Annotated in this window: 26 protein-coding genes; 12 read left to right on the top strand and 14 right to left on the bottom strand. The window is 62.8% G+C overall.

The genetic code is table 11. From position 1 onward, the window contains the following. Positions 1 to 32: 32 nt before the first annotated feature. Genes ugpB through SUTH_RS06285 form a run of 4 tightly spaced genes read left to right on the top strand, consistent with a single transcriptional unit; the run spans position 33 to position 4,133 of the window. The gene (gene ugpB, locus SUTH_RS06300; RefSeq protein WP_041097956.1) at positions 33 to 1,343 is read left to right on the top strand and encodes a sn-glycerol-3-phosphate ABC transporter substrate-binding protein UgpB; all 1,311 of its coding nucleotides are present in this window, start codon (positions 33 to 35) and stop codon (positions 1,341 to 1,343) included. 22 nt (positions 1,344 to 1,365) lie between these two features. Further along, positions 1,366 to 2,253 (top strand): sn-glycerol-3-phosphate ABC transporter permease UgpA, encoded by an 888-nt coding sequence (gene ugpA, locus SUTH_RS06295; RefSeq protein WP_041097954.1) that lies wholly within the window; start codon positions 1,366 to 1,368, stop codon positions 2,251 to 2,253. 10 nt (positions 2,254 to 2,263) lie between these two features. Further along, a complete protein-coding gene (gene ugpE, locus SUTH_RS06290) occupies positions 2,264 to 3,112 on the top strand; it encodes a sn-glycerol-3-phosphate ABC transporter permease UgpE (RefSeq protein WP_041097952.1) in 849 nt (282 codons plus the stop codon). A gap of 10 nt (positions 3,113 to 3,122) precedes the next feature. After that, positions 3,123 to 4,133: a sn-glycerol-3-phosphate import ATP-binding protein UgpC gene (locus SUTH_RS06285; RefSeq protein ID WP_041097951.1), complete on the top strand. Its 1,011-nt coding sequence runs from the start codon at positions 3,123 to 3,125 to the stop codon at positions 4,131 to 4,133. 34 nt (positions 4,134 to 4,167) lie between these two features. Here the strand turns inward: SUTH_RS06285 and glpB are convergent, their stop codons facing one another. The 4 genes from glpB to SUTH_RS06265 all read right to left on the bottom strand — a co-directional run bounded on the left by glpB (position 4,168) and on the right by SUTH_RS06265 (position 9,185). Next, a complete protein-coding gene (gene glpB / locus SUTH_RS06280) occupies positions 4,168 to 5,448 on the bottom strand; it encodes a glycerol-3-phosphate dehydrogenase subunit GlpB (RefSeq protein ID WP_052473346.1) in 1,281 nt (426 codons plus the stop codon). After that, positions 5,445 to 7,028 (bottom strand): anaerobic glycerol-3-phosphate dehydrogenase subunit A, encoded by a 1,584-nt coding sequence (glpA, locus tag SUTH_RS06275; protein WP_197539655.1) that lies wholly within the window; start codon positions 7,026 to 7,028, stop codon positions 5,445 to 5,447. The genes glpB and glpA overlap by 4 nt, the downstream gene beginning before the upstream one ends. 2 nt (positions 7,029 to 7,030) lie before the next feature. After that, entirely contained in the window at positions 7,031 to 8,302 is a 1,272-nt protein-coding gene (locus SUTH_RS06270) for a (Fe-S)-binding protein (RefSeq protein WP_041101815.1), read from the bottom strand. A gap of 64 nt (positions 8,303 to 8,366) precedes the next feature. After that, positions 8,367 to 9,185: an HAD family hydrolase gene (locus SUTH_RS06265; RefSeq protein WP_197539654.1), complete on the bottom strand. Its 819-nt coding sequence runs from the start codon at positions 9,183 to 9,185 to the stop codon at positions 8,367 to 8,369. A gap of 26 nt (positions 9,186 to 9,211) precedes the next feature. Between SUTH_RS06265 and SUTH_RS19300 the strand changes: the two genes are divergently transcribed. Beyond that, the gene (locus SUTH_RS19300; protein WP_148312864.1) at positions 9,212 to 9,481 is read left to right on the top strand and encodes a hypothetical protein; all 270 of its coding nucleotides are present in this window, start codon (positions 9,212 to 9,214) and stop codon (positions 9,479 to 9,481) included. Here SUTH_RS19300 and SUTH_RS06260 read toward each other — a convergent pair. Next, entirely contained in the window at positions 9,478 to 11,358 is a 1,881-nt protein-coding gene (locus SUTH_RS06260) for a sensor domain-containing diguanylate cyclase (RefSeq protein WP_231851108.1), read from the bottom strand. The two genes, SUTH_RS19300 and SUTH_RS06260, sit on opposite strands and share 4 nt — an antisense overlap. 65 nt (positions 11,359 to 11,423) lie before the next feature. After that, the gene (locus SUTH_RS18960; protein ID WP_084207538.1) at positions 11,424 to 11,678 is read right to left on the bottom strand and encodes a cysteine-rich CWC family protein; all 255 of its coding nucleotides are present in this window, start codon (positions 11,676 to 11,678) and stop codon (positions 11,424 to 11,426) included. 140 nt (positions 11,679 to 11,818) lie between these two features. On the opposite strand from SUTH_RS18960, the gene SUTH_RS06255 reads away from it, so the two are divergent. Continuing rightward, complete coding sequence (locus SUTH_RS06255; RefSeq protein ID WP_041097945.1) at positions 11,819 to 12,181, top strand: hypothetical protein; 363 nt, start codon at positions 11,819 to 11,821, stop codon at positions 12,179 to 12,181. 29 nt (positions 12,182 to 12,210) lie between these two features. On the opposite strand, the gene SUTH_RS18340 is transcribed toward SUTH_RS06255, so the two are convergent. Both SUTH_RS18340 and SUTH_RS18335 read right to left on the bottom strand, forming a co-directional pair. Beyond that, complete coding sequence (locus tag SUTH_RS18340; RefSeq protein ID WP_052473344.1) at positions 12,211 to 13,029, bottom strand: response regulator; 819 nt, start codon at positions 13,027 to 13,029, stop codon at positions 12,211 to 12,213. Between the two features lie 137 nt (positions 13,030 to 13,166). Beyond that, entirely contained in the window at positions 13,167 to 13,844 is a 678-nt protein-coding gene (locus SUTH_RS18335) for an ankyrin repeat domain-containing protein (RefSeq protein ID WP_171817324.1), read from the bottom strand. Positions 13,845 to 13,981: 137 nt separating this feature from the next. Here SUTH_RS18335 and SUTH_RS06240 point away from each other — a divergent pair, with 137 nt between their 5' ends. From SUTH_RS06240 to SUTH_RS06215, 6 genes are all read left to right on the top strand, one after another. Continuing rightward, positions 13,982 to 14,206, top strand: coding sequence for a hypothetical protein (locus SUTH_RS06240; RefSeq protein WP_041097943.1), 225 nt, complete (start codon positions 13,982 to 13,984; stop codon positions 14,204 to 14,206). Positions 14,207 to 14,614: 408 nt separating this feature from the next. Beyond that, positions 14,615 to 16,351 carry a P-loop NTPase fold protein gene (locus SUTH_RS06235; protein ID WP_041097941.1) on the top strand — a complete coding sequence of 579 codons (1,737 nt, stop codon included), beginning with the start codon at positions 14,615 to 14,617 and terminating at the stop codon, positions 16,349 to 16,351. A 187-nt stretch (positions 16,352 to 16,538) separates the two neighbouring features. After that, positions 16,539 to 16,931 carry a phospholipase D-like domain-containing protein gene (locus SUTH_RS06230; protein WP_041097939.1) on the top strand — a complete coding sequence of 131 codons (393 nt, stop codon included), beginning with the start codon at positions 16,539 to 16,541 and terminating at the stop codon, positions 16,929 to 16,931. 75 nt (positions 16,932 to 17,006) lie between these two features. Beyond that, positions 17,007 to 17,978 carry an IS5 family transposase gene (locus SUTH_RS06225; protein WP_041096297.1) on the top strand — a complete coding sequence of 324 codons (972 nt, stop codon included), beginning with the start codon at positions 17,007 to 17,009 and terminating at the stop codon, positions 17,976 to 17,978. 358 nt (positions 17,979 to 18,336) lie between these two features. Continuing rightward, complete coding sequence (locus SUTH_RS06220) at positions 18,337 to 19,596, top strand: hypothetical protein (protein ID WP_171817323.1); 1,260 nt, start codon at positions 18,337 to 18,339, stop codon at positions 19,594 to 19,596. Between the two features lie 311 nt (positions 19,597 to 19,907). Continuing rightward, positions 19,908 to 20,861, top strand: coding sequence for an AEC family transporter (locus tag SUTH_RS06215; protein WP_197539653.1), 954 nt, complete (start codon positions 19,908 to 19,910; stop codon positions 20,859 to 20,861). A 110-nt stretch (positions 20,862 to 20,971) separates the two neighbouring features. On the opposite strand, the gene SUTH_RS06210 is transcribed toward SUTH_RS06215, so the two are convergent. The 6 genes from SUTH_RS06210 to SUTH_RS06185 all read right to left on the bottom strand — a co-directional run bounded on the left by SUTH_RS06210 (position 20,972) and on the right by SUTH_RS06185 (position 25,136). Then, complete coding sequence (locus SUTH_RS06210; RefSeq protein ID WP_041097936.1) at positions 20,972 to 21,400, bottom strand: TA system VapC family ribonuclease toxin; 429 nt, start codon at positions 21,398 to 21,400, stop codon at positions 20,972 to 20,974. Next, the gene (locus tag SUTH_RS06205) at positions 21,400 to 21,648 is read right to left on the bottom strand and encodes a ribbon-helix-helix domain-containing protein (RefSeq protein WP_041097934.1); all 249 of its coding nucleotides are present in this window, start codon (positions 21,646 to 21,648) and stop codon (positions 21,400 to 21,402) included. The genes SUTH_RS06210 and SUTH_RS06205 overlap by 1 nt, the downstream gene beginning before the upstream one ends. An 85-nt stretch (positions 21,649 to 21,733) precedes the next feature. Next, the gene (gene pobA, locus SUTH_RS06200) at positions 21,734 to 22,906 is read right to left on the bottom strand and encodes a 4-hydroxybenzoate 3-monooxygenase (protein ID WP_041097932.1); all 1,173 of its coding nucleotides are present in this window, start codon (positions 22,904 to 22,906) and stop codon (positions 21,734 to 21,736) included. Between the two features lie 19 nt (positions 22,907 to 22,925). After that, the gene (locus SUTH_RS06195) at positions 22,926 to 23,765 is read right to left on the bottom strand and encodes a class III extradiol dioxygenase family protein (RefSeq protein ID WP_041097931.1); all 840 of its coding nucleotides are present in this window, start codon (positions 23,763 to 23,765) and stop codon (positions 22,926 to 22,928) included. A 2-nt stretch (positions 23,766 to 23,767) separates the two neighbouring features. Continuing rightward, a complete protein-coding gene (locus SUTH_RS06190) occupies positions 23,768 to 24,124 on the bottom strand; it encodes a protocatechuate 4,5-dioxygenase subunit alpha (RefSeq protein WP_041097930.1) in 357 nt (118 codons plus the stop codon). A 10-nt stretch (positions 24,125 to 24,134) separates the two neighbouring features. Next, a complete protein-coding gene (locus SUTH_RS06185) occupies positions 24,135 to 25,136 on the bottom strand; it encodes an aldo/keto reductase (RefSeq protein ID WP_041097929.1) in 1,002 nt (333 codons plus the stop codon). Positions 25,137 to 25,201 lie beyond the last annotated feature (65 nt).

Raw genomic sequence — 25,201 nt, 5'->3', positions numbered from 1 at the left:
TTCAGAAGCCGCCGTACCCAGAGGAGGTCACCATGAAACTCAAGACACTCGCCGTCGCATTGTTCACCGCCGGCGCCCTCGCCGCCCCCGCCGCCCATGCAGTGACCGAAATCCAGTGGTGGCACTCGATGGGCGGCGCGCTCGGCGAGGCGCTCAACGGACTTGCCACCAAGTTCAACGAAAGCCAGAAGGACTACAAGGTCGTCCCCGTTTACAAGGGGCAGTACCCCGAGTCGATGACGGCCGCGATCGCCGCGTTCCGCGCCGGCAACGCACCGCACATGCTGCAGGTGTTCGAGGTCGGCACCGCCACCATGATGGCGGCCAAGGGCGCGATCGTGCCGGTGGCCAAGCTGATGGCGGACGCCAAGGAGCCCTTCGATCCGAAGGCCTACCTGCCTACCGTGGCGGGCTACTACTCGGACATCAAGGGCAACATGCTGTCCCTCCCCTTCAACAGTTCGACCGCGCTTTTCTACATCGACCGGAACAAGTTCAAGGCGGCCGGCCTGCCGCCGGTGCCGCCCAAAACCTGGAAGGAGTTGATCGCAGTAGCGGAGAAGCTGAAGGCTGCCGGGCAGGACTGCGTATATACCTCCGGCTGGCCGTCCTGGGTTCACATCGAGAACTTCAGCGCCTGGCACAACGTGCCGATCGGCACCAGGCAGAACGGCATGGGCGGTGTCGACACCGAGTTCAAGATCAACTCGCCACTGCACGTGCGCCATGTGGCAATGCTTGGCGACATGGTGAAGAAAGGCCTGTTCACTTACGCCGGGCGCACCAACCAGGCGGACTCCAAGTTCCAGTCCGGGGAGTGCGCGATGGCAACCATCAGCGCTGGCGCGCTGGCAGGCACCATCAAGGCGGGCAAGACGGACTGGGAACTGAGCTTCCTGCCGTACCACGACGATGTGAAAGGCGCGCCGCAGAACTCGATCATCGGTGGCGCTTCGCTGTGGGTGATGGGCGGCAAGAAGCCCGACGAGTACAAGGGCGTGGCGAAGTTCATGGCCTTCCTCTCGCAACCCGATATCCAGATGGGATGGCATACCACCACGGGTTATGTGCCGATCACCCTGGCCGCCTATGAACTGACGCGCAAGTCAGGGTTCTACGACAAGAACCCGGGGCGGGACACGGCCGTCAAGCAACTGACCTTGAATACGCCGACAGAGAACTCCAAAGGCCTGCGTTTCGGCAACTACGTGCAGGGCCGCGAAGTGATCGAGGAGGAGATGGAAGCCGTGTTCGCGGGCAAGAAGGACGCCCAGACCGCATTGAACGATGCGGTCAAGCGGGGCAACGAGATACTGCGCAAGTTCCAGGCGGCGAACAAGTAAGCTCGGCCGTCAGGCACGCCGAATGGAAAAGCGCGTAGTCTTCCGCTCGGCGTGGCTGCCCTATGTTCTGCTGGCGCCGCAGCTCGCCATCACCATCATTTTCTTCTTCTGGCCGGCGGGACAGGCCGTCTGGTATTCCTTCCAGTTGCAGGACGCGTTCGGCCTGCACAGCGAATTCGTCGGCTTAGACAACTTCACGACGCTGTTCAGGGATCCCCACTATCTGGAGTCGTTCAAGACCACGGCCGTGTTCAGCGTCGCAGTGGCCGGCCTCGGCATAGTGATCTCGCTGCTGCTCGCGGTAATGGCCGACCGCGTGGTGCGCGGCTCGGTCGCGCTGCTCTACAAGACGGTCCTGATCTGGCCCTACGCCGTCGCGGCCGCGGTAGCCGGCGTGCTGTGGGCCTTCCTCTTCGCGCCGTCGATCGGCATCGTCACCTACATGCTGAAAGGCATGGGCGTCGACTGGAACTGGATCATCAAGGGCGACCAGGCGATGCTGCTGATCATCATCGCATCGGTGTGGAAGCAGATCAGCTACAACTTCCTGTTCTTCCTCGCCGGGCTGCAGTCGATTCCGAAGTCGCTGATCGAGGCGGCGGCGATCGACGGAGCGGGGCCGGCGCGGCGTTTCTGGACCATCGTGCTGCCGCTGCTGTCGCCGACCGCATTCTTCCTGCTGGTGGTCAACATCGTCTACGCGTTTTTCGAAACCTTCGGCGTGATCGACGCGACCACGCAAGGCGGGCCGGCGCAGGCAACCCAGATCCTGGTGTACAAGGTGTACCACGACGGCGTGAAGTCGGCCGACATCGGCGGCTCCTCGGCGCAATCGGTGATCCTGATGATCATCGTCATCGCGCTGACAGTGATCCAGTTCCGCTTCATCGAGCGCAAGGTGCAGTACTGATGGGCGCCCCATGGTAGAGAAACGGCCGTTGCTCGACTTCATCACGCACGCCGTCCTGATCGTCGGCGCGGTATTGATCGCCTTTCCGCTCTACGTGACCTTCGTCGCGTCCACGCTGTCGCTCGAAGAGATCATGTCGGTGCCGATGCCGCTGCTGCCGGGCAGCCATTTCATCGACAACTATTCCCAGGTGCTGTTCGCCGGATCGACCACCGGATCGAAGGCGGCGGTGCTGGACATGCTGCTCAACAGCACGGTGATGGCGCTCGCGGTGCCGCTGGGCAAGACCGCCATCTCGATCCTCTCGTCCTTCGCCATCGTCTATTTCCGCTTCCCGCTGCGCAATTTCTTTTTCTGGATGATCTTCGTCACCCTGATGCTGCCGGTCGAGGTGCGCATCATCCCGACCTTCAAGGTGATGGCCGACCTCGGCCTGCTCAATACCTATGCCGGCCTGACGCTGCCGCTGATCGCCTCGGCAACCGCCACCTTCCTCTTCCGCCAGTTCTTCATGACGATTCCGGACGAACTGGCCGAGGCAGCGCGCATCGACGGCGCCGGACCGATGCGCTTCTTCTGGGACGTGGTGGTGCCGCTGTCGAAGACCACCATGGCGGCACTGTTCGTCATCCAGTTCATCTACGGCTGGAACCAATACCTGTGGCCGCTCTTGATCACCAGTGACGAATCGATGTACACGGTGGTGATCGGCATCAAGCGCATGATCGTCGGCGGAGACTCGGCCAACGAGTGGAACCTGATCATGGCCACCGCGATGCTGGCCATGCTGCCGCCGGCGGCGGTGGTTCTGCTGATGCAGAAGTGGTTCGTCAAGGGACTCGTGGAAACCGAAAAATGAGCAAGCGATAATGGCCAGCGTATCGATCCGCAAGGTTCACAAGTCCTTCGGCGCCGTCAAGGTGATCCAGGGCATCGACGTGGACATCGCCGATGGCGAGTTCGTGGTGATGGTCGGGCCTTCGGGCTGTGGCAAGTCGACGCTGCTGCGCATGGTGGCGGGGCTGGAAACGATCAGCTCCGGCGAGATCGCGATCGACGGGCGCGTGGTCAACGACCTCGAACCCAAGGATCGCAACATCGCCATGGTGTTCCAGAACTATGCGCTCTACCCGCACATGTCGGTGCGCCAGAACATGGCCTATGGCCTCAAAATCCGCCGCATGTCCTCGGCCGACATCGAGGCCCACGTCAAACGGGCGGCGGAGATCCTGGAACTCGGCCCCTACCTCGATCGCAAGCCGCGCGAACTTTCCGGCGGCCAGCGCCAGCGCGTCGCCATGGGCCGCGCCATCGTGCGCGAGCCGGCGGTGTTCCTCTTCGACGAACCGCTGTCGAACCTCGACGCCAAGCTGCGGGTGCAGATGCGCGCCGAACTGCAGGCGCTGCACCGCCGGCTGGCGACCACCAGCCTCTATGTCACGCACGACCAGGTCGAGGCCATGACCATGGCGCAGCGCATGATCGTGATGAACGCCGGCCGCGCCGAGCAGATCGGCGCGCCGCTCGATGTCTATGCCAAACCGGCCACGACCTTCGTCGCCGGCTTCATCGGTTCGCCGCCGATGAACCTGATCCCCGAGCAGCGCAACGGGAGGGACATCCTGCTCGGCATCCGCCCGGAGCACCTCGAACCCTGCGCGCCGGGCGATGCGATGCTGACGGTGGACGTCGATTTGCTGGAGCCGCTCGGCAGCGATACGCTGGTCTATGGCCGCCTCGCCGGGGGCTCGAACGGCACGCGCGTCGCAGTCCGCCTGCATCAATCCTTTGCCGCGCACACCGGCAAGCTGGCGCTGCGCTACGACCGGGCAAACGAACACCACTTCGACGCCGCGAGCGGACTGCGCATCGAGGACTGAGTTGCGGGCGCCCTGCCCGGAATGACGGGCGACCTCAGCGGCCTGCGAGGAACCGTTCCGCTTCCACCACCGCCTTGAAAGCCGTGGCGATGGCGATGCCCGCCCCGCTGCGGCTGCGTATCCAGTCCTGGTGGGCGAGGATGACCCCGGCGGCGAACAGGCGCTCGTCGTAGCGGCGACCCTCACGGGTCAAGGGCCGGAATGAATCATCGACTTCGATGCCGGCGCGGTGGATAGCGTGGCCGCGCGGGTCGGTGTAGCGTTCGCGGTACCAGTCGACTCTGCCTGCCGGCTGCGTCACCGGCAGGTCCAGCAAATGCTCGCGGATGCCCGCGGGATGCGCTTCGAGGCCGCCGCTGAGGAAACGGCCGGTGGCCAGGATGACCGCCTGCGCATGCACGCGGATCGGGCCGTAGCTGTCGCTCAGGGCGAGGGTCGCGCCATCGCCGTCGAAGCTCAGCGAGGTGACCCTTTGCTGGGGAATCAGGGTCACCCCCCGCTGCGGCAGGGCCTGCTGAAACAGCTCGCGCAGGCGGATGCCTGGCACGGACGGCGGCATGGTGGGGATTTCGAATATCTCGCGGCCCGTGAGGCGCTCCAGCTCGGCCAGCACGTGGTCGGGACGATGCATACCGAGGATTGCCGGGAGGCCTATCACCCGTGCCGACCCAACAACAGCGTTCAAGGCCACGGCCAGCTTTTCCCGCGTGGCCGGAACCTCCAGCGCCCGGGCCATGACTTCGGGATAGAGCTCGCCGCGCTCCATGCCGGGAAAGACGATGCGTTGCGTACTCAGGCGCGGCCAACGATCGCGCAGATTGGCCACCACCTCGGCGCCGCTGAAGCCCTTCAGACCCTTGAAATCCACGATCACGCAGAGCGCATTGGCGGCCAGCGCGCTTGGCCCAGCGACCATGGTGGCCGGCACGCAGAGCGTCTGCTTCAGGGTGCCGACCGGAGTCAGCGCCGTGATATTGGAACGCCCCGGCGCACTGTAGGCCAGCCCGCAGGCGCCGAGAAAGTCCGTGAATTCGGTGAATGCCCGCTGAATATCGTCGGCAGGAATCCTGCACAGCGGATGCGTCGGTTCCGTTTCGCGCAAGCTTGCCAGCGCCTGCCAGGGGTCGGTGACGGCGGCACCGCCGCACCTGCCGATCAAATCCAGGTAGCCGGTCGTATAAGCCACCGCCCCGGTGTTGCCGACTTGCGCGGTGACGATCTTGCGATTGATGGCAAAGATAGTCGCGGCAAAGCCGGCGATCCCCGAGCCGATCACCGCCAGTTGCGTGGTGAAATGTCGCGGCTCGGCGCTCACCCGTCTTCTTTCAGCGTGTCGAGACCGAGCAGCCCGCAATGCAGGGCTTCCGCCAGTTCCATCTGCGCCGCCTGCTGGCCCCAGATCACGCAGCGCTGGCCCTTGAAGCGCTCGTCGAAGAAGTCGCGCATGTGCGCAAGGCCGGTAGCATCACGGTAATGGCCCTGGTCATACAGCCAGGAGCCGATGCGGATGCCGCAGAACGATCCCTGACAGGGGCCCTTCCCCGCGCGGGAACGCAGGGCCACGGCTTCGATGGTGCGCTCCTGCTCGCTGCCCGGCGAGCCGGCGAAGATCTGCTCGATCGCCGACTGCGGCAGCATTTCGCATTCGCAGAGAATCATGTCGTCGGCATCCCGGTCGCGATGCCAGTGCTTCAGCGCAGTGGCGGGCTCGGTCCAGCTGCAGGCTTCGTCATCCGGCAGCGGCTCGCTGGCAGTCAGACAGGCCTGCCGGTTGCCGAGCCGGCCGGCGACGAGATCGGAAGCTTTTTCGGCCATCAGGCGGAAGGTCGTGAGCTTGCCGCCGGTGATGGTGCAGAAGTTGCCGAGTCCTTGCGATGCGTGGTCGAGCAGCGCAAAGCCGCGCGATGCGGTGCGGTCGCTGGAATTCCCGGCGGCCTGCAGCAGTGGCCGCACCCGCGAAAAGGCCCGGATGTAGCGGGCCTCGGCCAGCGCCGGAATCATCGCCGCCCCCTCGCGGATGTTGCGGTCGACTTCCTCCGCGGTGGGCCCGACGTTTTCGAGATCGTCGACGCGGGTTGAGGTGGTGCCGAGCAGGGAAACCGTGCCACCCGGGACCAGGATGTCGCCGTCGCCGGGCGGCCGCAGCCGGTTGATGACGTGGTGCGCCAGGCGGTCGTTGCTGACAAGGATGGTCCCCTTGGCGTAGAGCAGGCGCACGTCGGCACAATCCGCCAGCCGCGCGATGTTCATGGCCCAGGCGCCGCCGGCGTTCACGAACTGCCTGGCGCGTATGGTGATCTGTCGCTTGTGCAGATGGTCGTGGCAGATCGCCGCGCGGATTTCTCCGTCCGCCATTTCGAAGCGCAGGACCTCGGTATGCGGACGATAGACGCTGCCGTTGATCAGCCGGGCGTGATCGACGTTCAGCAGCGCCAGGTGAAAGGGATCGATGGTGGCATCGGGCACGCGACAGGCCTTGAACAGCTTGTCCGAGAGCACGGGTTCCAGCCTGCGCGCCTCGGCGGGACTCAGTTCCTCGCAGTCGATGCCGGCGTTCCGGCACAAGGCCGGAAACTGCTCGGCGAACGCCGGATCATCCCCCTCGACGGCGACGAACAAGCCTCCGGCTGTCTCGATGCATTGCGGCGCAAGCCGCTTGAGCAGCGCGTTTTCCTGGCGGCATTCCATCGCCGCGGCGGGATCGGTCGACACATAGCGGCCGCCCGAATGCAGCAGGCCGTGGTTGCCGCCGGAGGCGCCGGCGCACAGGTCGCGCTTGTCGATGAGCAGGCTGTGGATGCCGCGCAGCGCGAGGTCGCGCATGATGCCGGTGCCGGTCACGCCGCCACCGATGATGAGGACTTCGGTTTCCAGTGTCGTTGCGTCGGAGGACATGTTCAGCCGCGCAAGTCCGGGCCCAGGTAGATGCGCTCGTTCTTGCCGAGTATCCCGAGGGAGAGGCAGATCAGCGTCCACAGATGGACAACCCCGTAGTGCCCGCCGTAATAGTGACCGATGTCATGCATCTGCGAATGGCAGTTGTGGCAGGGCGTGAGGACGTAGGCGGCGCCGGTGGCGGCGATCTGGTCGAACTTGCGCTTGCCGTAGGCCCGCCGGTGGTCGGTCATACCGGCCTGCAGGAAGCCGCCACCGCCGCCGCAGCAATAGTTGGCGCTGCGGTTGGGCTGCATGTCGACGAAGTTCTCTTCGCCGACGAGGGTCCTGACGACAAAGCGCATGTCCTCGGCGATGGCATCGCCGTATGCCTTGCGCACGATCATGCACGGGTCCTGCACGGTGAACTTGATGCCATGGGTGTTCCAGCGCGAATCGATCGGCAGCTTGCCTTCGCGTATCCATTTGGCGTAGTACGTAACGATGCTTTCGAGGCGGAAATTGGCCCGCAGGCCGAAGCGCTCGATGCCCTGCCACATCGAGTAGTAGCTGTGGCCGCATTCGGTATTCAGCCAGACCTCGCAGCCGAGTTCATTGACCGCTTCGACCCGCTTGCGGATCACCTCGCGCCAGGCCTCCTCGTTGCCCGAGAACATGCAAAAATTCTCCGCCGCCCAGCCTTTCGAAGCATAGGTCCAGTCGGCGCCGACGACGTCGAAGATCTTCCACAGCGGCACCATTTCCTCCGGCTCGTTCATCGGTTCGCGGGAGTTCTGGTTGACGAAGAAGTGCGCGCCCCTCTTGTCGATCGGCGCCCGCAATTGACTGAAACCGGGTTGTGTGGCGCGGACCTCCGCCAGCACCTCCTCGACCACGGAGACAAAGTCGGCGGGCGGCATGCCCATGGCGCTGGTCGAATCGCTGGAGCGGGTGAGCTGGCAGGAGCGCACGATGCCGGACGGCTTCCTGTCCTCGGGCCAGTTGCCGCGGGCGAGGTAAACCAGTTGCGAGACGTCGATGCTCATCGGGCAGACGTACTGGCAGCGCTTGCACAGCGTGCAGCACCAGATCCAGGGCGTGGTCGAGAGCTCCTCGTCCATGCCCAGCAGGGCCATGCGGATGAACTTGCGCGGGTCCATGTTCTCGATCCCCGAGGCCGGACAGCCCGAGGAGCAAAGCCCGCAGGTCAGGCAGGCCTCGAAGTTGGCGCCCTCGGGCAGCAGTTTGAGCGCCGCTTCCCTGAAGTTGATGCTTGCTACCGCAGATTCCGTCATGAGTTCATTCCCGGTGCGTATCTCGGGCATGCCGCCGCATTGCTGCGAAGTATGACACCAGCGACTAGGCTTTGCGCGCCGCCAGCAGCGCCTCGGCAAGTTCGACGAATCCGGCCCCCGAGCGGGCGCCGGTGATCCACGCCGGCGTGGCTTCCAGCCGATCAGCGAAATCGAGCACATTGGCGACGCCGACCGAATTGGGGAAGAAGCCGAACATCGGTACGTCGTTGGGCGAATCGCCGACAAAGATCCAGCGCTCGCGCTCCACCGGGTTCTCCAGCGAAATGCCGAATTCCTCGGCCTGCATGCGTCGCGTCGTGCTCAGCTTGTCGTAATCGCCGAACCAGCCATTGACGTGAATGGAACTCACTTTCGCGCGCATTCCAGCGGCTTCCATGCGCTGCACGATGGCGTCGACGGAGGCCCGCGGCAGGGGCGCGACGTCCTCGCAAAAGTCGATCGCGAGATCGGCAACGCGACAAAACTGGTCGGAGGCGAGCGCGCAACCCGGCACCGCGGCGAGGATCTCCGCCGCGATCGCTTCGATCCGCGACTGGCGGTCCGCCGGCGGCTGGCCGACGAAGACCGTCCTGAGCCGCTTCGCTTTCCCGTCGTAGCGCATCCAGAAAGCGCCGTTCTCGCCGATCACGGCATCCACCGGCCACATGCGCGCAATGTGGTCGCACCAGCCGGCGGGCCGCCCGGTGACCGGAATCACCATGATGCCGGCGGCGTACAGGCGCTCCAGCGCCATATAGGCGGCCGCCGTCAGGCGCCCGTCGCTGGTGATCGTATCGTCGATGTCCGCCAGCACGCCGACGATCCGCGATCGTACCTGGGACGACAACTCGGCCAGCGGCCGCATTCTTGACGTGGAGTTCATTCCTCTGCCGTCCGGGCGGCGATGAAATGTCCCGCCTCGCGCTGAAACAATCCGCCAACCACAAGCAGGTCGATTTCCGTGCCTGGCGTTGTCTTCATTCAGGAAGGGAGAGAAAGTTCAAGCGCATGTGGCGGAGTATCCCCGGCATCGGCATCCGCCGTCAATCTTCATTCGCGGCTGACGACTGTTCCTGCCTCGACCCGCACTGCCCGCGCCTGCCCGACAGGAACCAAGGCCCGCGCTTCGCCGGCACCAACCCTGCAATTCCGCCGGATTCCTCAATTGCGAAAAACTAATAGTTCTCGCTGGCGTCCCACATTTCCGGCAGAAAGCGCACCACCCGGTTGCGACCGCCCGACTTGGCCTTGTACAGGGCCACGTCGGCGAATTTGACCACCTGCCAGAAGGTGTCCGAATCATTCGGAAATTCCGCCACGCCGATCGAAATGGTTTTTTGCAGCATTCCGCCTGGTAGGGGAATTTTGGTCGCCTCGACTTCGCCGCGAATCTTCTCGGCCACTTTCATCGCCGCGTCGCCGCCGGTATCCATCAGCAACAGCAGGAATTCCTCGCCGCCATAGCGCACCGCCATGTCCGAAGTACGCACATTGCGCATCAGGATATCGGCAAGGGTCTTGATCACCTTGTCGCCCGCCTCGTGGCCGTGGGTGTCATTCACCTGCTTGAAGAAATCGAGGTCGAGCATCAGCACCGAGAAGGCACTCTTGCGCCTCTGGCTGCCGCTCACCATGGTGCCGACATATTCCTCCAGGAACCGCCGGTTGTAGAGGCCGGTCAGGGAGTCGCGCAGGGCGTTCTCGCGCAGATGCTCCATGAGGCGCTTGGCTTCCAGCACGGGACCGGCTTCGCGCAGATAGACGGAAACGAAAGGAGCCATCAGGCCCGCCAATCCGGTTTCGTCGGCCGCAATGACGATCTGCACCACGCAACCGGCGGAACCGGACTGGGTAATGGGCAGGCAGATGTGGGTATCGCCTGCCGCGCCCGGGCGGAACATGGTGCACAGGCCCGGAAAATCCACCGCATCCACTTCGTGGCCGGTGCGGCGGGCGCGGCAGAAGTTCGCATCGATGGTTACCTGCGGGTCGCAATGGCGGCATGCGGCGCCGAGTTCGCCGTCGACCAGAATTGGCGTCATGCGGTTCTTGCTCGCCGCGATCTCGTAGATGGAGAAACGCTTGAAGTCATACTTGCGCTGCAGCATGTCCGCCAGTCGCTGGTAGATTTCGAGCTTGGTCTGGTCTTCCTCGATGGCCTGCTTGAATTGGGAAACCTCGACCAGGCTTTCGACCATCTCGGTGGTATGCACCAGCTGGTTGCCACCTTCGGTTACCTGATGTCCCATCAACTGGCCGACGCGGGTGCGGATGGTCGTCATCTCGCGCTCGAGAAACTCCATGAGCCGGTTGATGTTGAGCGCTATGTCGCCCACTTCGTCGTTCCTGTGCTGGCTGATGCGACCGGCGAAATTGCCTCCCACGGCCTGCAAGGTGACGTTCTGCACGGCCTCCGCGGTTGCCGACAGCGGTGCCATCATGCGGCGCAACAGCGCCAGTGCCACCAGTGCGACAAGGAACACGGCCAGGCTCACCACGATCACCGCGATGATTCCCTGGCGCCGCACTTCGGCCAGCGAAATGTCGATGCTCACCGCGCCCAGCACCGTGCCGACGGCAACCTGATGGCATTGCAGGCAATTGGGGACGCCCTGGTCATTGGCGACATAGGGAATCACCGCATGGAAGATCAGGTCGTCATCCGCTTCGGCGATATCGAACGCTTCCCTGCCCGTCGCCAGCACCGTCATGACATTTGGGTTGGCAACTCCCTCGCCGGGCAGGCCCGGTCCGAACTGCCTGACCACCGCCGGCCCGCGCACGACACGCACCTGCTTGACGCCGGCAACCGACGAGAGCCGCGCCAGAAACTGCTGGCGCTTGTCGATCGTGCCGTGGATCATGCTTTCGGTCAGACCGACCTTGACCGTGTCGGCAACCGACCGCGCATGGCGCTCGGTGTTGTAGATCGAGAACCGGCGAAAGCCCAGCGCGGAGAAAACGGTCAGCACCACGACCAGCACGGCCATGATGCCGACGAAGAACACCAGTATCTTGTCCTTCAGTTTCATCGAAGCGAGGCGGCTTGTGCTCAAGGGACATATGCCTTTCGGACTATTTTCGCCATCCTAGCAAATATCCACACGAACAACATGGATTACTAGCCCGGAGCGTCCATTTTCCTTGCGGCCGAATCAAGCCTGGTCGCCAGGCAGGCAGGGCAGAGGCAGCTTGCCGCGGGCACAATCCCGGCGGATTTCGGCGGCACCGGCAGCAAGGGCGGCAGGCTCGCGCACCAGCACGTCGCGTCGCCGCCCTCCATGCCGCAGCGAAACTGCGCGCCGCATTGCGGACAGACGCTGGTCGGCGCTGGCGACACGGCGGCATTCAATGCGCCTGGGGAGTCGGATCTCATGCGCGCATTCTGACGCACGACGGGCATGCCGGGCAAATCCGATGAGGAGCCGCGAACACCGGCGGCGCGCGATTGCGTGCCGGACGGAAGCTCTTGGGGTAGCATTGTTGCCAGGTCAATCCTCCTCAAGGAGATCAGCCATGAACCTGCTGAGCAAAGTTCTCGGCCCGAAGTCGAAATACGACAGCGGACTGCCCTACACCTATGAGGCGCGGATACGCATGTTCGAGGAAGGCAACGAGTACAAGTCCTACTTCTCCGACACGATCTGCGGCCTGATCGAGCACCTGAGCCGCAACCGGATAGCACCGCCCGGAGTGGAGATATTCGAGGTGTACCGGGAACGGGAAGTGATCATCGATGCGAAGTTGTTCACCACGCCGGAGCAGGAGTGGCTGTTCAAGCCGGACATCTGCCGCACCTTCGAACAGCATTACCCGGGCCACATCCATGCCGCGGACTGCTCGTTCAGGGACCGCAGCCGCGGCGGCACGGGGCCCTGAGGCGCGCCGGATGATGCAACCGCTCCGCGCTAAAGCTGAAGCAGCTTCTTGATGAATTCCTCGACCCTGGCCGGGCGGATCGGTTTCAGGAAATAACCTTTGGCGCCGCCGGCCACCGACGCTTCCACAATCGGGCGACCGGCATTGCCCGTGATCATCACCACCTTCGTTTGCGGGCTGGCGGCGCGGATCTGCGGCAATGCCTCGACACCGGTCATGCCCGGCATGTCGACGTCGAGGCAGACCAGGGCCGGGCGAAACTTCTGCACCACCTCGATGCCTTCGCGGCCGCTGGCGGCAACCCCAAGCACCTTGATGCCGAGTTCGCCGAGGATGCCCTTCAACAGGAGCCGGATCGATCCGCTGTCATCGACGATGACGGCGGAGCGCGGCACCACCCCGGTCGCCACCTGCGGCGCGGACCCGGCAGGTGCCGCAGGGGTCGGCTCGGCCACCACCGGGATCGCCGCGGCGCGAGCGGCAATTGCGCGCGTTTTGGCGATCTCCCTCAGTTCGTCGATCACCTGCGCCTGCTCGAACGGCTTCTGAATGAAGCCCGTGGCGCCCAGATCGGCGGCATGCCCCTTCAACTCCGGATCTTCGGAGCCGGTAATCATGACCACGTCCACCTGGTTCGCCGCGGCATCCATTTGCACGAGCAGTTCGAGCCCGTTCTTGCCGGGCAGCTCGAAGTCGAGGCAGACGACATCGGGACGCTGCTTCTTTACGTAGTCCAGCAAACCCGTGCCGTCGCCGAACTCGGCGATGACCTGATGCCCTTCGCCCTCGCAGACGGCGCGCAATACCTTGCGCATGGATTCATTGTCATCAACGACTACGATCTTCATTTCACTGCATCCCGATGGACAGGTGGCGACGGACTCATTTTCGATGAAAGCCGATCGCGATGGCGGGGTTCCACGCCCACCCCGGAAAAATAGTTGCGGCCCCCGCGGCTTGACATTGCGCGCGGCGAGCCACCGCGCTAGGGCTTCGGCGCCTTGTGCTGCTCCTGCCATTTCCTGATCGACGCAGCCAGCGCCGAATGGCCATTGTCGGCGGCCACCGCCGCGGCACTCATGCCATGCTTGTCCTTCGCCGTCGAGTTGACCTTCGCGGCCAGCAGCAATTCGACCATCGCCGGCTGGTTGGTGGCCGCCGCCAGATGCAGCGCGGTACGCCCGGCGGCATCGCGGCCATTGACGTTCGCGCCGCTCGCGAGCAGCACCCTGGCCGTCTCCGCGCCGCCGACCACCACGGCCGCATGCAGCGGCAGCATGCCGTTGGCGTCGGCCAGCTCGTGCTTGCCGCCCTTCTCCAGCAGCAGCTTCACCATCTCCGGACGATCGCAGAAGGCAGCGGCAAACAGCGGCGTACGCTTCAGCGCGCCGATCGCATCCACCTTCGCGCCGGCTTCGAGCGCCTGTACCGCCGCGCCGACATTGCCGGCCACCGCGGCGGCGAACAGCTCGTCATCGCTCTTGCTGAATTCCGCATTCGGCGCAATGCGCGGCAGCACGCACGGGGTGCCGGCCGGCGGCGCGGCGACCGACGGCGCCGAGGCCGACTCGGGTTTGCCGCAGGCGGCGAGCAGCGCGGCGGCGCACAGCGCCGCAAGGCCATGCAAGGCGTGTCGAATAACGGGCGTTCGGGTCGGGTTCATTGCGGCTCCTGCGAAATCACAGCCGCCATTTTGCCCCGGAAAGCCCCTGCGCCGACTATCCGTGCCGCGCCCGGCCGTACCCGTCCCTTTCATGCCATCATGAAAAGCACTGCGACACCGCCCCACCGGAACGAACCATGAAACCCCACCACTGGCCCTGGACCTTCATCGCCTTCACCCTGCTCGGCCTCGTCTTGCTGCTGGCCGGCGGCGCGGCGCTGGCGGGAATGCTCAAGGGCGTCCACCCGCTGTTCAACGACGACATGGCCGGCTGGGCCCTGATCGTCTCGGCCGTCGCCTGTTTCCTGACCGGGGCATTTCCGCTGGTGCTGCGGCGCCTCGCGGAGCGCGAAGGGGCCTGAGGGCGAGCAACTGGGCGGCAAACGGTAGAAACAAAACGGGAGTCGGCGCCGGCGGGACGGCGATTCATGCCGCGACAAAGGCAGCACGATGCCGAGGATTGTTGGTCCGATGTTCGGCCGGAACGGCCGTTCAGCTTCCGCAGCGCGAGCGGCCGCGATCTCATCTACTGCCGCCATCCGGCGTGTTTCATATCTGAGTAGCAGTTCCCACACGCTCGGGTTACATGACAGGTGTCACATCTCTACCATTGACCCAGATAGCGTCGCGTCTCCTTTCTTTGTCTGGTTAAATGCGAATAGTTTTTGGTGGATCGGCATCGCCAGAGTTACCAGCTCGCTGTGCGTCGATAGGGCGTTTCATCGATGGTTCAGCGGACCACGCCAGCTTGAATCTATCGGGAGAAAACTGTGTCGCTGAAAAAGACAAGAGATCAGCTGGTCAAACTCCTAGGACAAGCTGACAACAACGTGATCGCCTTGTCGGGCAAATGGGGTACCGGAAAGACCCACCTTTGGAATGAGGTCAAGAATGAATCCAGCGATGACAAGGTCAAGAAAGCCCTCTATGTGTCGCTATTCGGCCTGTCGAGTATCGACCATATCAAACGCAAGCTCATCGAAGCTGCCATCCCTGGCGTGGAGTCCCACGGCGGCGTGTTTGATGGGATCAAGGGCCTGTTTAGGGTCGGCGTGAAGGCTCTTTCGACGCACTACAAGGCGTTGGCAGCCCTTAATGACCTGAATGTGCTGTTGATGGCGCCTGTGGTGCTTCGAGGCAAGGTAATCGTCATCGACGATATCGAGCGCAAGCACGAGAAGTTGGGCATCGACGAGGTGCTGGGCTTCATCGACGAATATTCAAAACAGCACTACTCGCGATTCGTCCTCGTGCTCAACGACGACCAGCTATCCAGCAAGGGTGACCAAGAAAAGCTCTGGGCGACGTTTCGGGAGAAGGTGATTGACCAAGAGATCAGGCTATCGACCTCCGCCGACGAAACATTTTCCATTGCCAACATGCTCGTGCCATCGAAATATGCGGAAGCGATCAAACGAGCGTCCGTTGCCTGCGGCCTTACCAACATCCGGATCGTCATTAAAGTCATTCGTGTCGCCAATCTGATCTTGGCGGAGCGCGACTTGAAGAATGCCATCCAAGCGCGTGTGATTCCATCCATTGTCCTGTTTTCTGCCATCCACTATCGAGGCTTGGCGGATGGACCGGACTTCAAGTTCGCGTTGAATGCTGGCAATCCGGACTGGACTGCCTTCGTCAGGGACAGCAACAAGGAGCCGACCTTACAGGAGAAACGGGAGGACGGTTGGCGGATGCTTATGCAAGAGTTGGGCATCCACAGCTGCGACGAATTTGAGAAACGACTGGTCGAGTTTTTGGAATCAGGCCTATTTGAGGCCGGCAGTATCGAAACGATCATCGATCGCTATGTGGCGGAAACGGAAGCCATGGAGGCGAGAGAATCCGCGCAAGAATTCCTCAAACGGGTCTATTGGGATCATCGTGTCGACGAGGCGCAGTTGGTGGCCGAAGCCGCTTCGTTTCCCGCGCGCTCAGGCCTGCTCGATCCATTCGTCGCAACGCAGCTCGACTCGGTACTCACGAAAATGCCGGGAGGGGCGGCTATTGGCGAGGCGATCGTCGAAGGCTGGATTCAGGCCTTCAAGGCGAGCAAGCCAACCACGGTGAATGACGACAACCCCTTCAATAACCCGCTCCATCCAAAGATCCAAGCCGAGTTCGCGAAAATTAATGCAAACGCCGAGGCCAACGCCACAGTGGTCGACGCGTGCATCTACATCATCGAGAACAGTGGCTGGGGGACCCTGCAACAAGTGGCGATGCAGCGCGCCACGGCAGCTGATTTCGAGGCTGCTATCCGCGGCATGGAGGACCTCGACAAGCTTCGCCGCTTCATGCGCCGCATGATCGAGATGCGGCTTCAACGGAAAACCTACGATCCCAATTTCGGCACGGCCACAGAACGATTTGTGGAGGCTTGCCGAAAAATTGCCAATGATGCGGCGTCGCCTAGGTTGGCAGATCTGATTCAGCGCCTGTTCAGTGGCACTGCCCTAGCCTCTGAACTCGCTCCGCAGCCACCGACCGCTCAGGCACAGCGACCCTGAAGGCTGGCGATCAATCGTTGACGGCGGCTTTCCGACGGACTGCTGACGAAACGAGTCGCATGTCCAACGGCCGTCCAGGCCGAGGACTAGCCCGTCAGGTTGTCCGTTAAATCTGGACATACCGAATTCCATCTCCTCGTCATAGCCATGCCCTAGCGCATAATGTGACCGGTCTTTACTGGCGATCATGGCGAAACTTCTCTACCACTCTGACACCGACACTGAATCACCTTTTGATTCGGCGGTCTTACGCGTTGCGTTCAGCGGTCCAGTGCGGATCGTGAGCCCCTATGTCGGGGTTCAATACCTGCGGCGCATTCTTAGCGTCACAACTGATTGGCGCATGCTCTCCGACGTGACCGAATGGTTGCGGGCACTTTCCACGCGAGATCGCCCAAGTGCTTGGTCATTTGTACGCGAAAACCTTGCCCAGATTCACCACATCCCCGACATACACGCCAAAGCTGTTATCTCAGATTCGCTTGCGGTCTTGGGCAGTGCAAATCTCACGCAAAAGGGCATCCTAGGCCGCACCGAGCTTGGCGTTCTGTTGGACGACAAAGCGCTAGGGAAACGCTGAATAAGGTACAAACGCCGTGAACGATTTCTTTGTCATGGAGTCAGACAAAGGGTTGTGATCACAGGAGACAAGACGATGAAGCAGATGACGCTGGCGGCAGTGAAAGGATTCGAGAAGCACGGCCGAACGACGCGCAAGGCGGAATTTCTGGCGAGAATGGACGGCTTGATGCCGTGGGCCGAGTTCTGTGCGTTGATCGAGCCGCATTACCCGAAGGCCGGGAATGGCCGTCCGCCGGTGGGTGTAGAGCGGATGCTGCGGATGTACTGCGTGGCCAATTGGTTCAACCTGAGCGACGAAGCCTGCGAAGACGCGCTCTACGACGTGGCCGTGTTTCGAGACTTCTGCCGATTCGATTTTGGCCGCGAACGGGCGCCCGATTCGACGACCTTGCTTCACTTTCGTCACTTGATGGAAGAGCACAAGCTGGGCGCGGCGCTGTTCGCCAAGGTGGGCGAATTGCTGCTGGCCAACGGCATGAAGCTGTCCGGTGGCACGATTGTCGATGCCACACTGATCGCTGCGCCCCCCTCGACCAAGAATCAAGAGAAACGCCGTGACCCCGAGATGCATCAAACCAAAAAGGGCAACGAGTGGCACTTCGGCATGAAGCTGCACATTGGCACCGACAGTCAGACGGGCCTGGTTCATAGCGCGAGCGTCACTGCGGCGAATGTCCATGACAGCCACCAAGTGCCGAACCTGCTGCATGGCGAGGAAACCCGTTTCTACGGTGACAGTGCCTACCGGGGCAAGCAGCAGCGGGAACGACTCAAGGACATTGCGCCGAAGGCGAAAGACTTCACCAACAAACGCGCCTACAAGAATCATCCCTTGAGCGAAGCCGACAAGGAAACCAACCGGCGCAAGTCCAGTGTGCGTTCCAAGGTCGAGCACCCGTTTCTTACCTTGAAGCGCCTGTGGGGATTTGCCAAGGTTCGCTATCGCGGCTTGGCGAAGAATGCCAACCGCGCTTTCGCCATGCTGGCGATGCTCAACATCAGCAAATGGGGCCGACCTCTGATGGGAGAGGTGCGTCCGGCATGAGCAGGAATCGGGAGAATTCCCCGAATCCAGGCTTGAATACGGCCCACTATCCAATGCACATGACATTGCCATCACAATTCCGTCTCGATTTCAATTCGCTGTCGCATTTTGCGGTGGCTTATTCAGCGATTCCCTAGTGTCTGAGTTGTGCAATTGGTTTGATGCCCAGTGGCTTGCAACTACTCCGCCTGCCGTCGATGAAGGTAACGCTTTCGTGCAATGGTTGGACGAGGAGGCGGCTCAGATCCCTACAAGGCGGCCGCGCTTTTCGCTCTCGTCCGACAGTCGAAAAGTTCGTGCCAGGCTTGTCAAGTTAGACCTGCCAAACACTGTGCCCGTGCCGGCCACAGTGCTCGACTTGGGCATTGTCGCCCAGGCTGCCGTGCAGGAAGATCAGAAGCGCTATGACTCCCTTGAGGCGGCCTTAGAGGTAGCCATCGACAAATGTACGGCAAGAGGTAGCTTCACCTTTGGGCAACTAGTTGAAGAGACACGGCGGGAATTTGGCGGAGCTGGCCTCCGCGAGATTTACTTTCTCTTAGTGCAGCACTGTGCAAATCACCTGCGCTCGGTCTTCGTGGAAGACACACAGAATCGGCTAACGCTGACTGATGGCCGCTTTGCGCAATCCACGCGCGAAACACTACCTAGAGCCCTCGCTTCGTTTGATGCCTTCCTTGTGACACTAATCGGCTGTCTGGATTTCCATGTGGCGCAGGAACTTCCATTTGAGGAAGCTCTCGAATCAGATACGGGCTTTAGGGGTGCTGAACAGGTGATTCTGGTGGCTGAATTGCTCAACTCTGGATTTTTGATTCTGGTCGACATCCCGGGGGAACTTCCGCACTACCTTCTCGATGGGTCCTTTGATTGGACTGGGAGGTTCAAGTTATTTCCGAGAGCACGCACAGAATGGCTTGTCAGGGAAAAGCATAGCCCCCAACGAAGAGAGGCAGACGAGGACGATGATGAAGAGGATGACTCGCCGGCTCGCTGGTCGGTGGAGAATCCACCTTCGACTAAATCTTGGGAGGGTGTGGACTTTGATGGCCTGAATATGTTGCTACAGAAATATGCAGATGCGGCAGCCAACCGTCAGGCCTTAGCTGATCAGAAACGTGCCGAAAAGCGTGCAGCCAAAGCGGCGAGCCAATCCGTACAGAACGCTGCGCCAAGCGCACCAGACCCTGTCACACCAACGTCCGAAGTACGGGCACCGGCACCTCTCTCAATGGTAGAGGCGGTTGCGTCGTCCTCACTGGAGGCGTTTGATGTTTTGTCGAATTCTCCTACCCGGCGCTCTGAGTTCGCGCATGTAGATTCTTTCCTGGCAAAGCTGCTGACCGTCATTTCGGAAGGCAGGTCTTTCACCGCGCCGGATTGGCATGCGCTAGCGAAAATAGTTGCTGAGGCCACTGATACGCCGCTGGATATTGTTTGGAAAAGCCTCGATCCGGCATCGGGACACGCGAAGATATTCGTGGTTGGCGTGAAGGGTCAGGAATCCATATTGCGCGTGAATCCGGCTCTCTCTTGGGAGCAACTCATTCGATATCCGAGAACGCGTGCTGCATGCGAAAAATTCCAAGGAGCAGATCCTGGCTCTAGCGACCATTAGTAGCTGTTGCCATTTGCTGCTATTCCTCAGAAAGAGCCTACATAACGCAGTGGTCGCGGGATCTCTCGGAACTACTGTCAACACCTCAATTGAACGGCAGGGACCGGAGTATGCCGTCACCACATAGAGAGACATCCGTCGAAATAATTTCGCGGCGACAGACTGCTTACCGATGTATTGCTGACTAAATCGGCTAACCGGTCGCATGGCCGTTCCGACCGAACAGCCGCCGTCCCGCCAGCGCCGACTTTCACAGTGATCAGAACCACGTCGCGCCCCTGCCGCAGTCGACTGTGTCATAGTGCGGCGCGATGATTTCCGAATTCCTCGACACGCTCGAATTCTCGCTTTCCGTCACCGGCCCGATCTTCGTGATCCTCGGCCTCGGCGGCTGGCTGCGCCGCATCGGCATGATCAACGACGCCTTCATCGAGGTGGGTTCGCGGCTGGTGTTCAACGTCACCCTGCCGGCCCTGCTGTTCATCAGCGTGAGCAAGACCCACCTCGACACCTCGGCGAACTTTTCGCTGATCGGCTTCGGCATCGCGGCGACGCTGCTGGCGTGGGGCGCGAGCGAACTGCTGGCGCGCCTTGCCGTGCGCGCGCCGCGCGACCGCGGGGTGGTGGTGCAGGGCGTGTTCCGTTCCAACATGGCGATCATCGGGCTGGCCTATTGCGTCAATGCCTATGGCGACGCGGGCATGGCCGCGGCTTCGCTCTATGTCGGGCTGGTCACCATCGTGTTCAACATACTCGCGGTGATCAGCCTGAGCACCTCGCTGCACGCCAGCCAGAACGTGGGGCAGGTGCTGCGCTCGGTGGCCCTGAATCCGCTGATCATCGGCATCGTGCTGGCGCTGCCGATCTCGATCGCGGGGCTGCGCCTGCCCGGCATCGTGATCCAGTCGGGCGAATACTTCGCGCGCATGACCCTGCCGCTGGCCCTGTTGTGCACCGGCGCCGCGCTGGACTTTCGCAGCCTGCGCGAGGACCCGCGCGATGCGGTGCTGGCCGCCGCCGGCAAGCTGGTCGCGGTGCCCCTGCTGTTCGTGCTGGGCGGCATCGCCCTCGGTTTTCGCGGCATGGACCTCGGCATCCTGCTGTTGATGTCCTCGGCGCCGAGCGCGGCGGCCGGCTATGTGATGGTGCGCGCGATGGGCGGCAATGCCGTGCTGGCGGCCAACATCATCGCCCTGACCACCGTCGGATCGCTGTTCTTCACCAGCGCCGGCATCGTGGTGCTGAAGAGCATGGGGCTGATGTAGCTGCGGGCACCGGGCGCCGTGTCGCCGGCGCCGACTCTTCAAACCCTGCCCGATGACCATGCCGCGGACTGCCCGGCAACAACCGGCCAATCGGCTGTCGAATGCGGGATTCAGATCACCACAAGATGCCGGGCTTTGGCACCGGGTACCGCCTTCAGCGGCACCGCCCGATCCAGCGTGACCAGCCGTCCGCCCTGCTCCACCGCCAGCGCCAGCAGATAGACATCCGTCACCTGGCGGGCGCCGAGCACGGCGTTCCAGGTAATGCGTCCGGCATCGAGCATGCTGACGGCGTCCGGCCAGAAGGCGTGATGCGTGGTCGCCGTCGCGGCGGTCAGGCGTTCCGCCACCGCCGCCGCTGGCAACGCGTTGGGATAGCCGGGTTGCGCCATGATGCGGATGCAGCCGTTCTGCGTCAGCGGGCAGGACGCCCAGCCGGCCTTGATGTTCTCCTTCAGCCACGCCCTGGCGCGCGCGTGATGCAGATGATCGCTGTCGAGCAGGGCGATCAGCACATTGACGTCGAGCAAGGCGCGCATCAGGCGCCTTCTTCGTCGCGCAGCTTGTCGACCTGATCGTTGGTGACCACGCTGCCGCGCGACGGAAACGGGCGAAAGCCATACACCGCCGCCGGTTCCCTGACGCCATTGGCCGTGCTTGCCGCCGGTTGCGTCAGCGCCTGCCGCACCAGGTCGGAAATCACCCGCCCGGCCGTTGTCCCGCCGCGACGGGAAAGCTCCTTGGCGGCATGCAGAACATCGTCGTCGATTTCGAGCGTGGTTCGCATGATGCCGATCCCGTAGCGTGATGTGATGCGGTGATGCTATCGCATCTCGGCATTCGGCGCAAGAGTCGGTGCCGGGTCGCCGGGCTCAGAACGGCAGGCCGACGTAGTTTTCGGCCAGCGAACTCTGCGCCGCCTCGGACGAGAACAGGTATTCGAGCTCCGTCTGCTGCAACCTCTGGTCGTAGGCAATGTTGTCGGGGAAGGTATGCAGCATGGTGGTCATCCACCACGAGAAGCGCTGCGCCTTCCACACCCGCGCCAGGGCCTTGGCCGAGTAGTTGTCGAGGCCGCTGTCGTCGCCGTTCTGGTAGTGCGCCAGCATGGCGTGGTAGAGGTAATGGATGTCCGAGGCGGCGCTGTTGAGGCCGCGCGCGCCGGTGGGCGGCACGATGTGCGCCGCGTCGCCGGCGAGGAACATGTTGCCGTAGCGCATCGGCTCGGCGACGAAGGAGCGCAGCGGCGCGATCGACTTCTCGATCGAGGGCCCGGTGATCAGGCGCTCGGCCACTTCCGCAGGCAGGCGGCGCTTCAGCTCGGCCCAGAAGGCGTCGTCGGACCAGTCCTCGACCTTGTCGGAAAGCGGCACCTGGATGTAGTAGCGGCTTAGCACCTGCGAACGCAGCGAACACAGCGCGAAGCCGCGCTCGTGCCTGACGTAGATCAGCTCGGGCGAAACCGGCTTGGTGCGCGACAGCACGCCGAGCCAGCCGAAGGGATAGACCTTCTCGTACTCGCGCAGCACCGTGGCGGGAATCGACTTGCGGCTGACGCCATGGAAGCCGTCGGCGCCGATGATGTAGTCGCAATCGATGCGCTGCACCTCGTCGCCCACGCGGAAGGTGACATGGGGCGCGGCGCTGGTCATGTCGTGCGGTTGCACATCCTCGGCGTGGTGGATGACCACGCCCTTCATCCGCTCGCGGGCATCGTAGAGGTCGCGCGTGAGCTCGGTCTGGCCATAGACCACCACCGAGCTGCCGCCGCTGTACTTGTGCAGGTCGACGCGGCTCTGCCGGCCACCGTGGGCGATGATGAAGCCGTCGTGGATTTCGCCCTCGCGGTCCATGCGCTCGCCGCACTGGGCTTCGCGCATCAGTTCGGCGAAGCCGTGCTCCAGCACGCCGGCGCGGATGCGGCTCAGCACGTAGTCACGCGACTGCCGTTCGAGGACGATGGTATCGATGCCCTTGAGGTGCAGGAGCTGGGAAAGCAGCAGCCCGGAAGGCCCGCCGCCGATGATGGCGACTTGAGTTTTCATGTTTGATCCTTCTTTCTGGTCAAACGGCTTCCATGCAAAGGAGGCCGGATGCGGTGTTGGAAATCGGCACGTGATAGTTGGCATGCACCTTGGCGACTTCACCGAGCAGCGCGCCGCGCGTGGTCAGCCAGTTGATCAGCTCGACGCCCTGGGTGCCGGTCAGTTCGACCAGGTCGGGAATCGAATAGCGCGTCACCCACAGCGGATCGGTGATGAGCTTTTCCATGAACATGAGGTCGAATTCCTTGTTGATGAAGCCGGCGCGCTGGCCGTCGAGCTGGTGCGAGAGGCCGCCGGTGCCGATCACCACGACACGGGCATCCGAGTCCCACGACTCGATGGCGCGGCCGATGGCCTGGCCGAACTTGAAGCAGCGCGCCGGCGTCGGCAGCGGAAACTGCACGGTGTTCACGCAGACCGGCACGGTGCGCACCGGACAAGGATGCCGGCCGGGCCAGAACAGTTCCAGCGGCAGCGTGAAGGCATGGTCGACCAGCATTTCCTGGCAGGTGACGATGTCGAATTCCTCTTCGATCAGCGCGTCGATCATGTGCCACGACAGATCGAGGTCGCCCTGGTAAGGCGGCAGGGTCGGGATGCCCCAGCCTTCGTCGGCGTTGTTGTACTGCGGCGCGGCGCCGACGGCGAAAGTCGGCATCTTGTCGAGGAAAAAGTTGAGCCCGTGGTCGTTGTAGATCACCACGGCGACATCCGGCTTGACCTTGTCCAGCCAGGCGTGCACCGGCGGGAAGCCGTCGAAGAAGGGCTTCCAGTAAGGATCCTGCTGCGTGTTGTTGGCAATCGCGCGCCCGATGTAGGGCACGTGGGTGACGTTGAGTCCGCCGACGATTTTTGCCATGATCAGTTCCTCCCCGCGGCGACGAGCTTCGCCTTGAACTCGTCCTTGCTCATGCCGGTCTGCTGCGCGCCGATGTCCTGCATGTCGAGGCCGAAGATGCCGCCGAGCTTCGCCAGGTAGTAGGCGTTGCCGCCGGCCGCCAGCATGTCCAGCACCTGCAGGCTCAGCACGGCCTTCTTCTGCTGCGCGTTGAGGCCGTACTTGTCGCAGTAGGCCTCCTTGTCCTTGAGGTACTCGGCGCGGTTCTCGGCCGAGTTGAAGGAAAAGCACATCTTGTTCAGGGCGTAGCCCTTGCGTGCCATGTCGCCGTCGAACATCGTGGTGCCGGGTATCACGCGCTTCTGCTTGCCGTTGTTCATGTCCTGACTCCTAGGCTGCGATCGGAAATGTTTCGGTGTCGATTTCAAGTTGCGTGGCCGTGTTGTAGCGCGGCCCGCTTACGGTCTGCTGGTTGATCAGGGCGTCGAGCCGTTCGACCGTTTTCCGATCGAGCTGCACGTCGGCACCGGCAACGTTCTCGTCGAGATGCTCAAGCGTCCGCGTGCCGAAGATGGGGATGATGTCCTCGCCCTTCGCCAGCAGCCAGGCCAGCGCCAGTTGGGCCGGCGTGCAGCGGGCTTCGGCGGCAATGCGCAGGTACTCGGGCAGCAGTTCGAGGTTCTTCGCGTAATTGGCCGGCTCGAAGCGCGGCATCTGGCGGCGGATGTCCTTCGCCTCCAGTTGCGCCTCCGGATCGTGCAGGGTGTCGGTGAGGAAGGCGCGCGCCAGCGGGCTGAAGGCGACGAAGGCCACGCCCAGTTCGCGGCAGGCGGCGAGCGTGGCGATTTCGGCCTCGCGCGTCCATAGCGAATACTCGGATTGCAGCGCGGTGACCGGATGCACGGCATGTGCGCGCCGTAGCGTCAGCGCCGACACTTCGGACAAGCCGATGCTGCGCACCTTGCCCTCGCGCACCAAGTCGGCCAGCGCGCCGATGCTGTCTTCGATCGGCACCTGCTTGTCCCAGCGGTGCAGGTAGTAGAGGTCGATGACGTCGGTCTGCAGGCGGGCGAGGCTGGCCTCGCAGTCGCGCTTGAGGCTTTGCGGCCGGCCGTCGATGACGCGCTTGCCATTGACCCCGGTCATGCCGCATTTGCTGGCGAGCACGATCCTGTGCCGGTGCGGTTTGAGCACGCGGCCGAGCAGCGTCTCGTTGGCGCCGAAGCCGTAGAGCGCGGCGGTGTCGAAGAATGTGATGCCGCTGTCGAGCGCACGCAGCAGCAGCGCTTCGGCCGCCTCGGGCGCCGGCGGCGTTCCATAGGCATGGCTGAGGTTCATGCAGCCCAGGCCGAGGGCCGAGACCGTGAAGGGGCCGAGGCGACGATGCTGCATGTCAGTTGTTCCACCACGCATTGCGGCATCCGCGACGCACGGCACGCCAAGTTCGTTGGAGGGAG

It is taken from the genome of Sulfuritalea hydrogenivorans sk43H (assembly GCF_000828635.1).
In the GTDB taxonomy this organism is placed as follows: Bacteria; Pseudomonadota; Gammaproteobacteria; order Burkholderiales; family Rhodocyclaceae; genus Sulfuritalea; species Sulfuritalea hydrogenivorans.
Note: the sequence above shows the minus strand (reverse complement) of the source record. Positions and strands in the feature narration are given on the sequence as shown.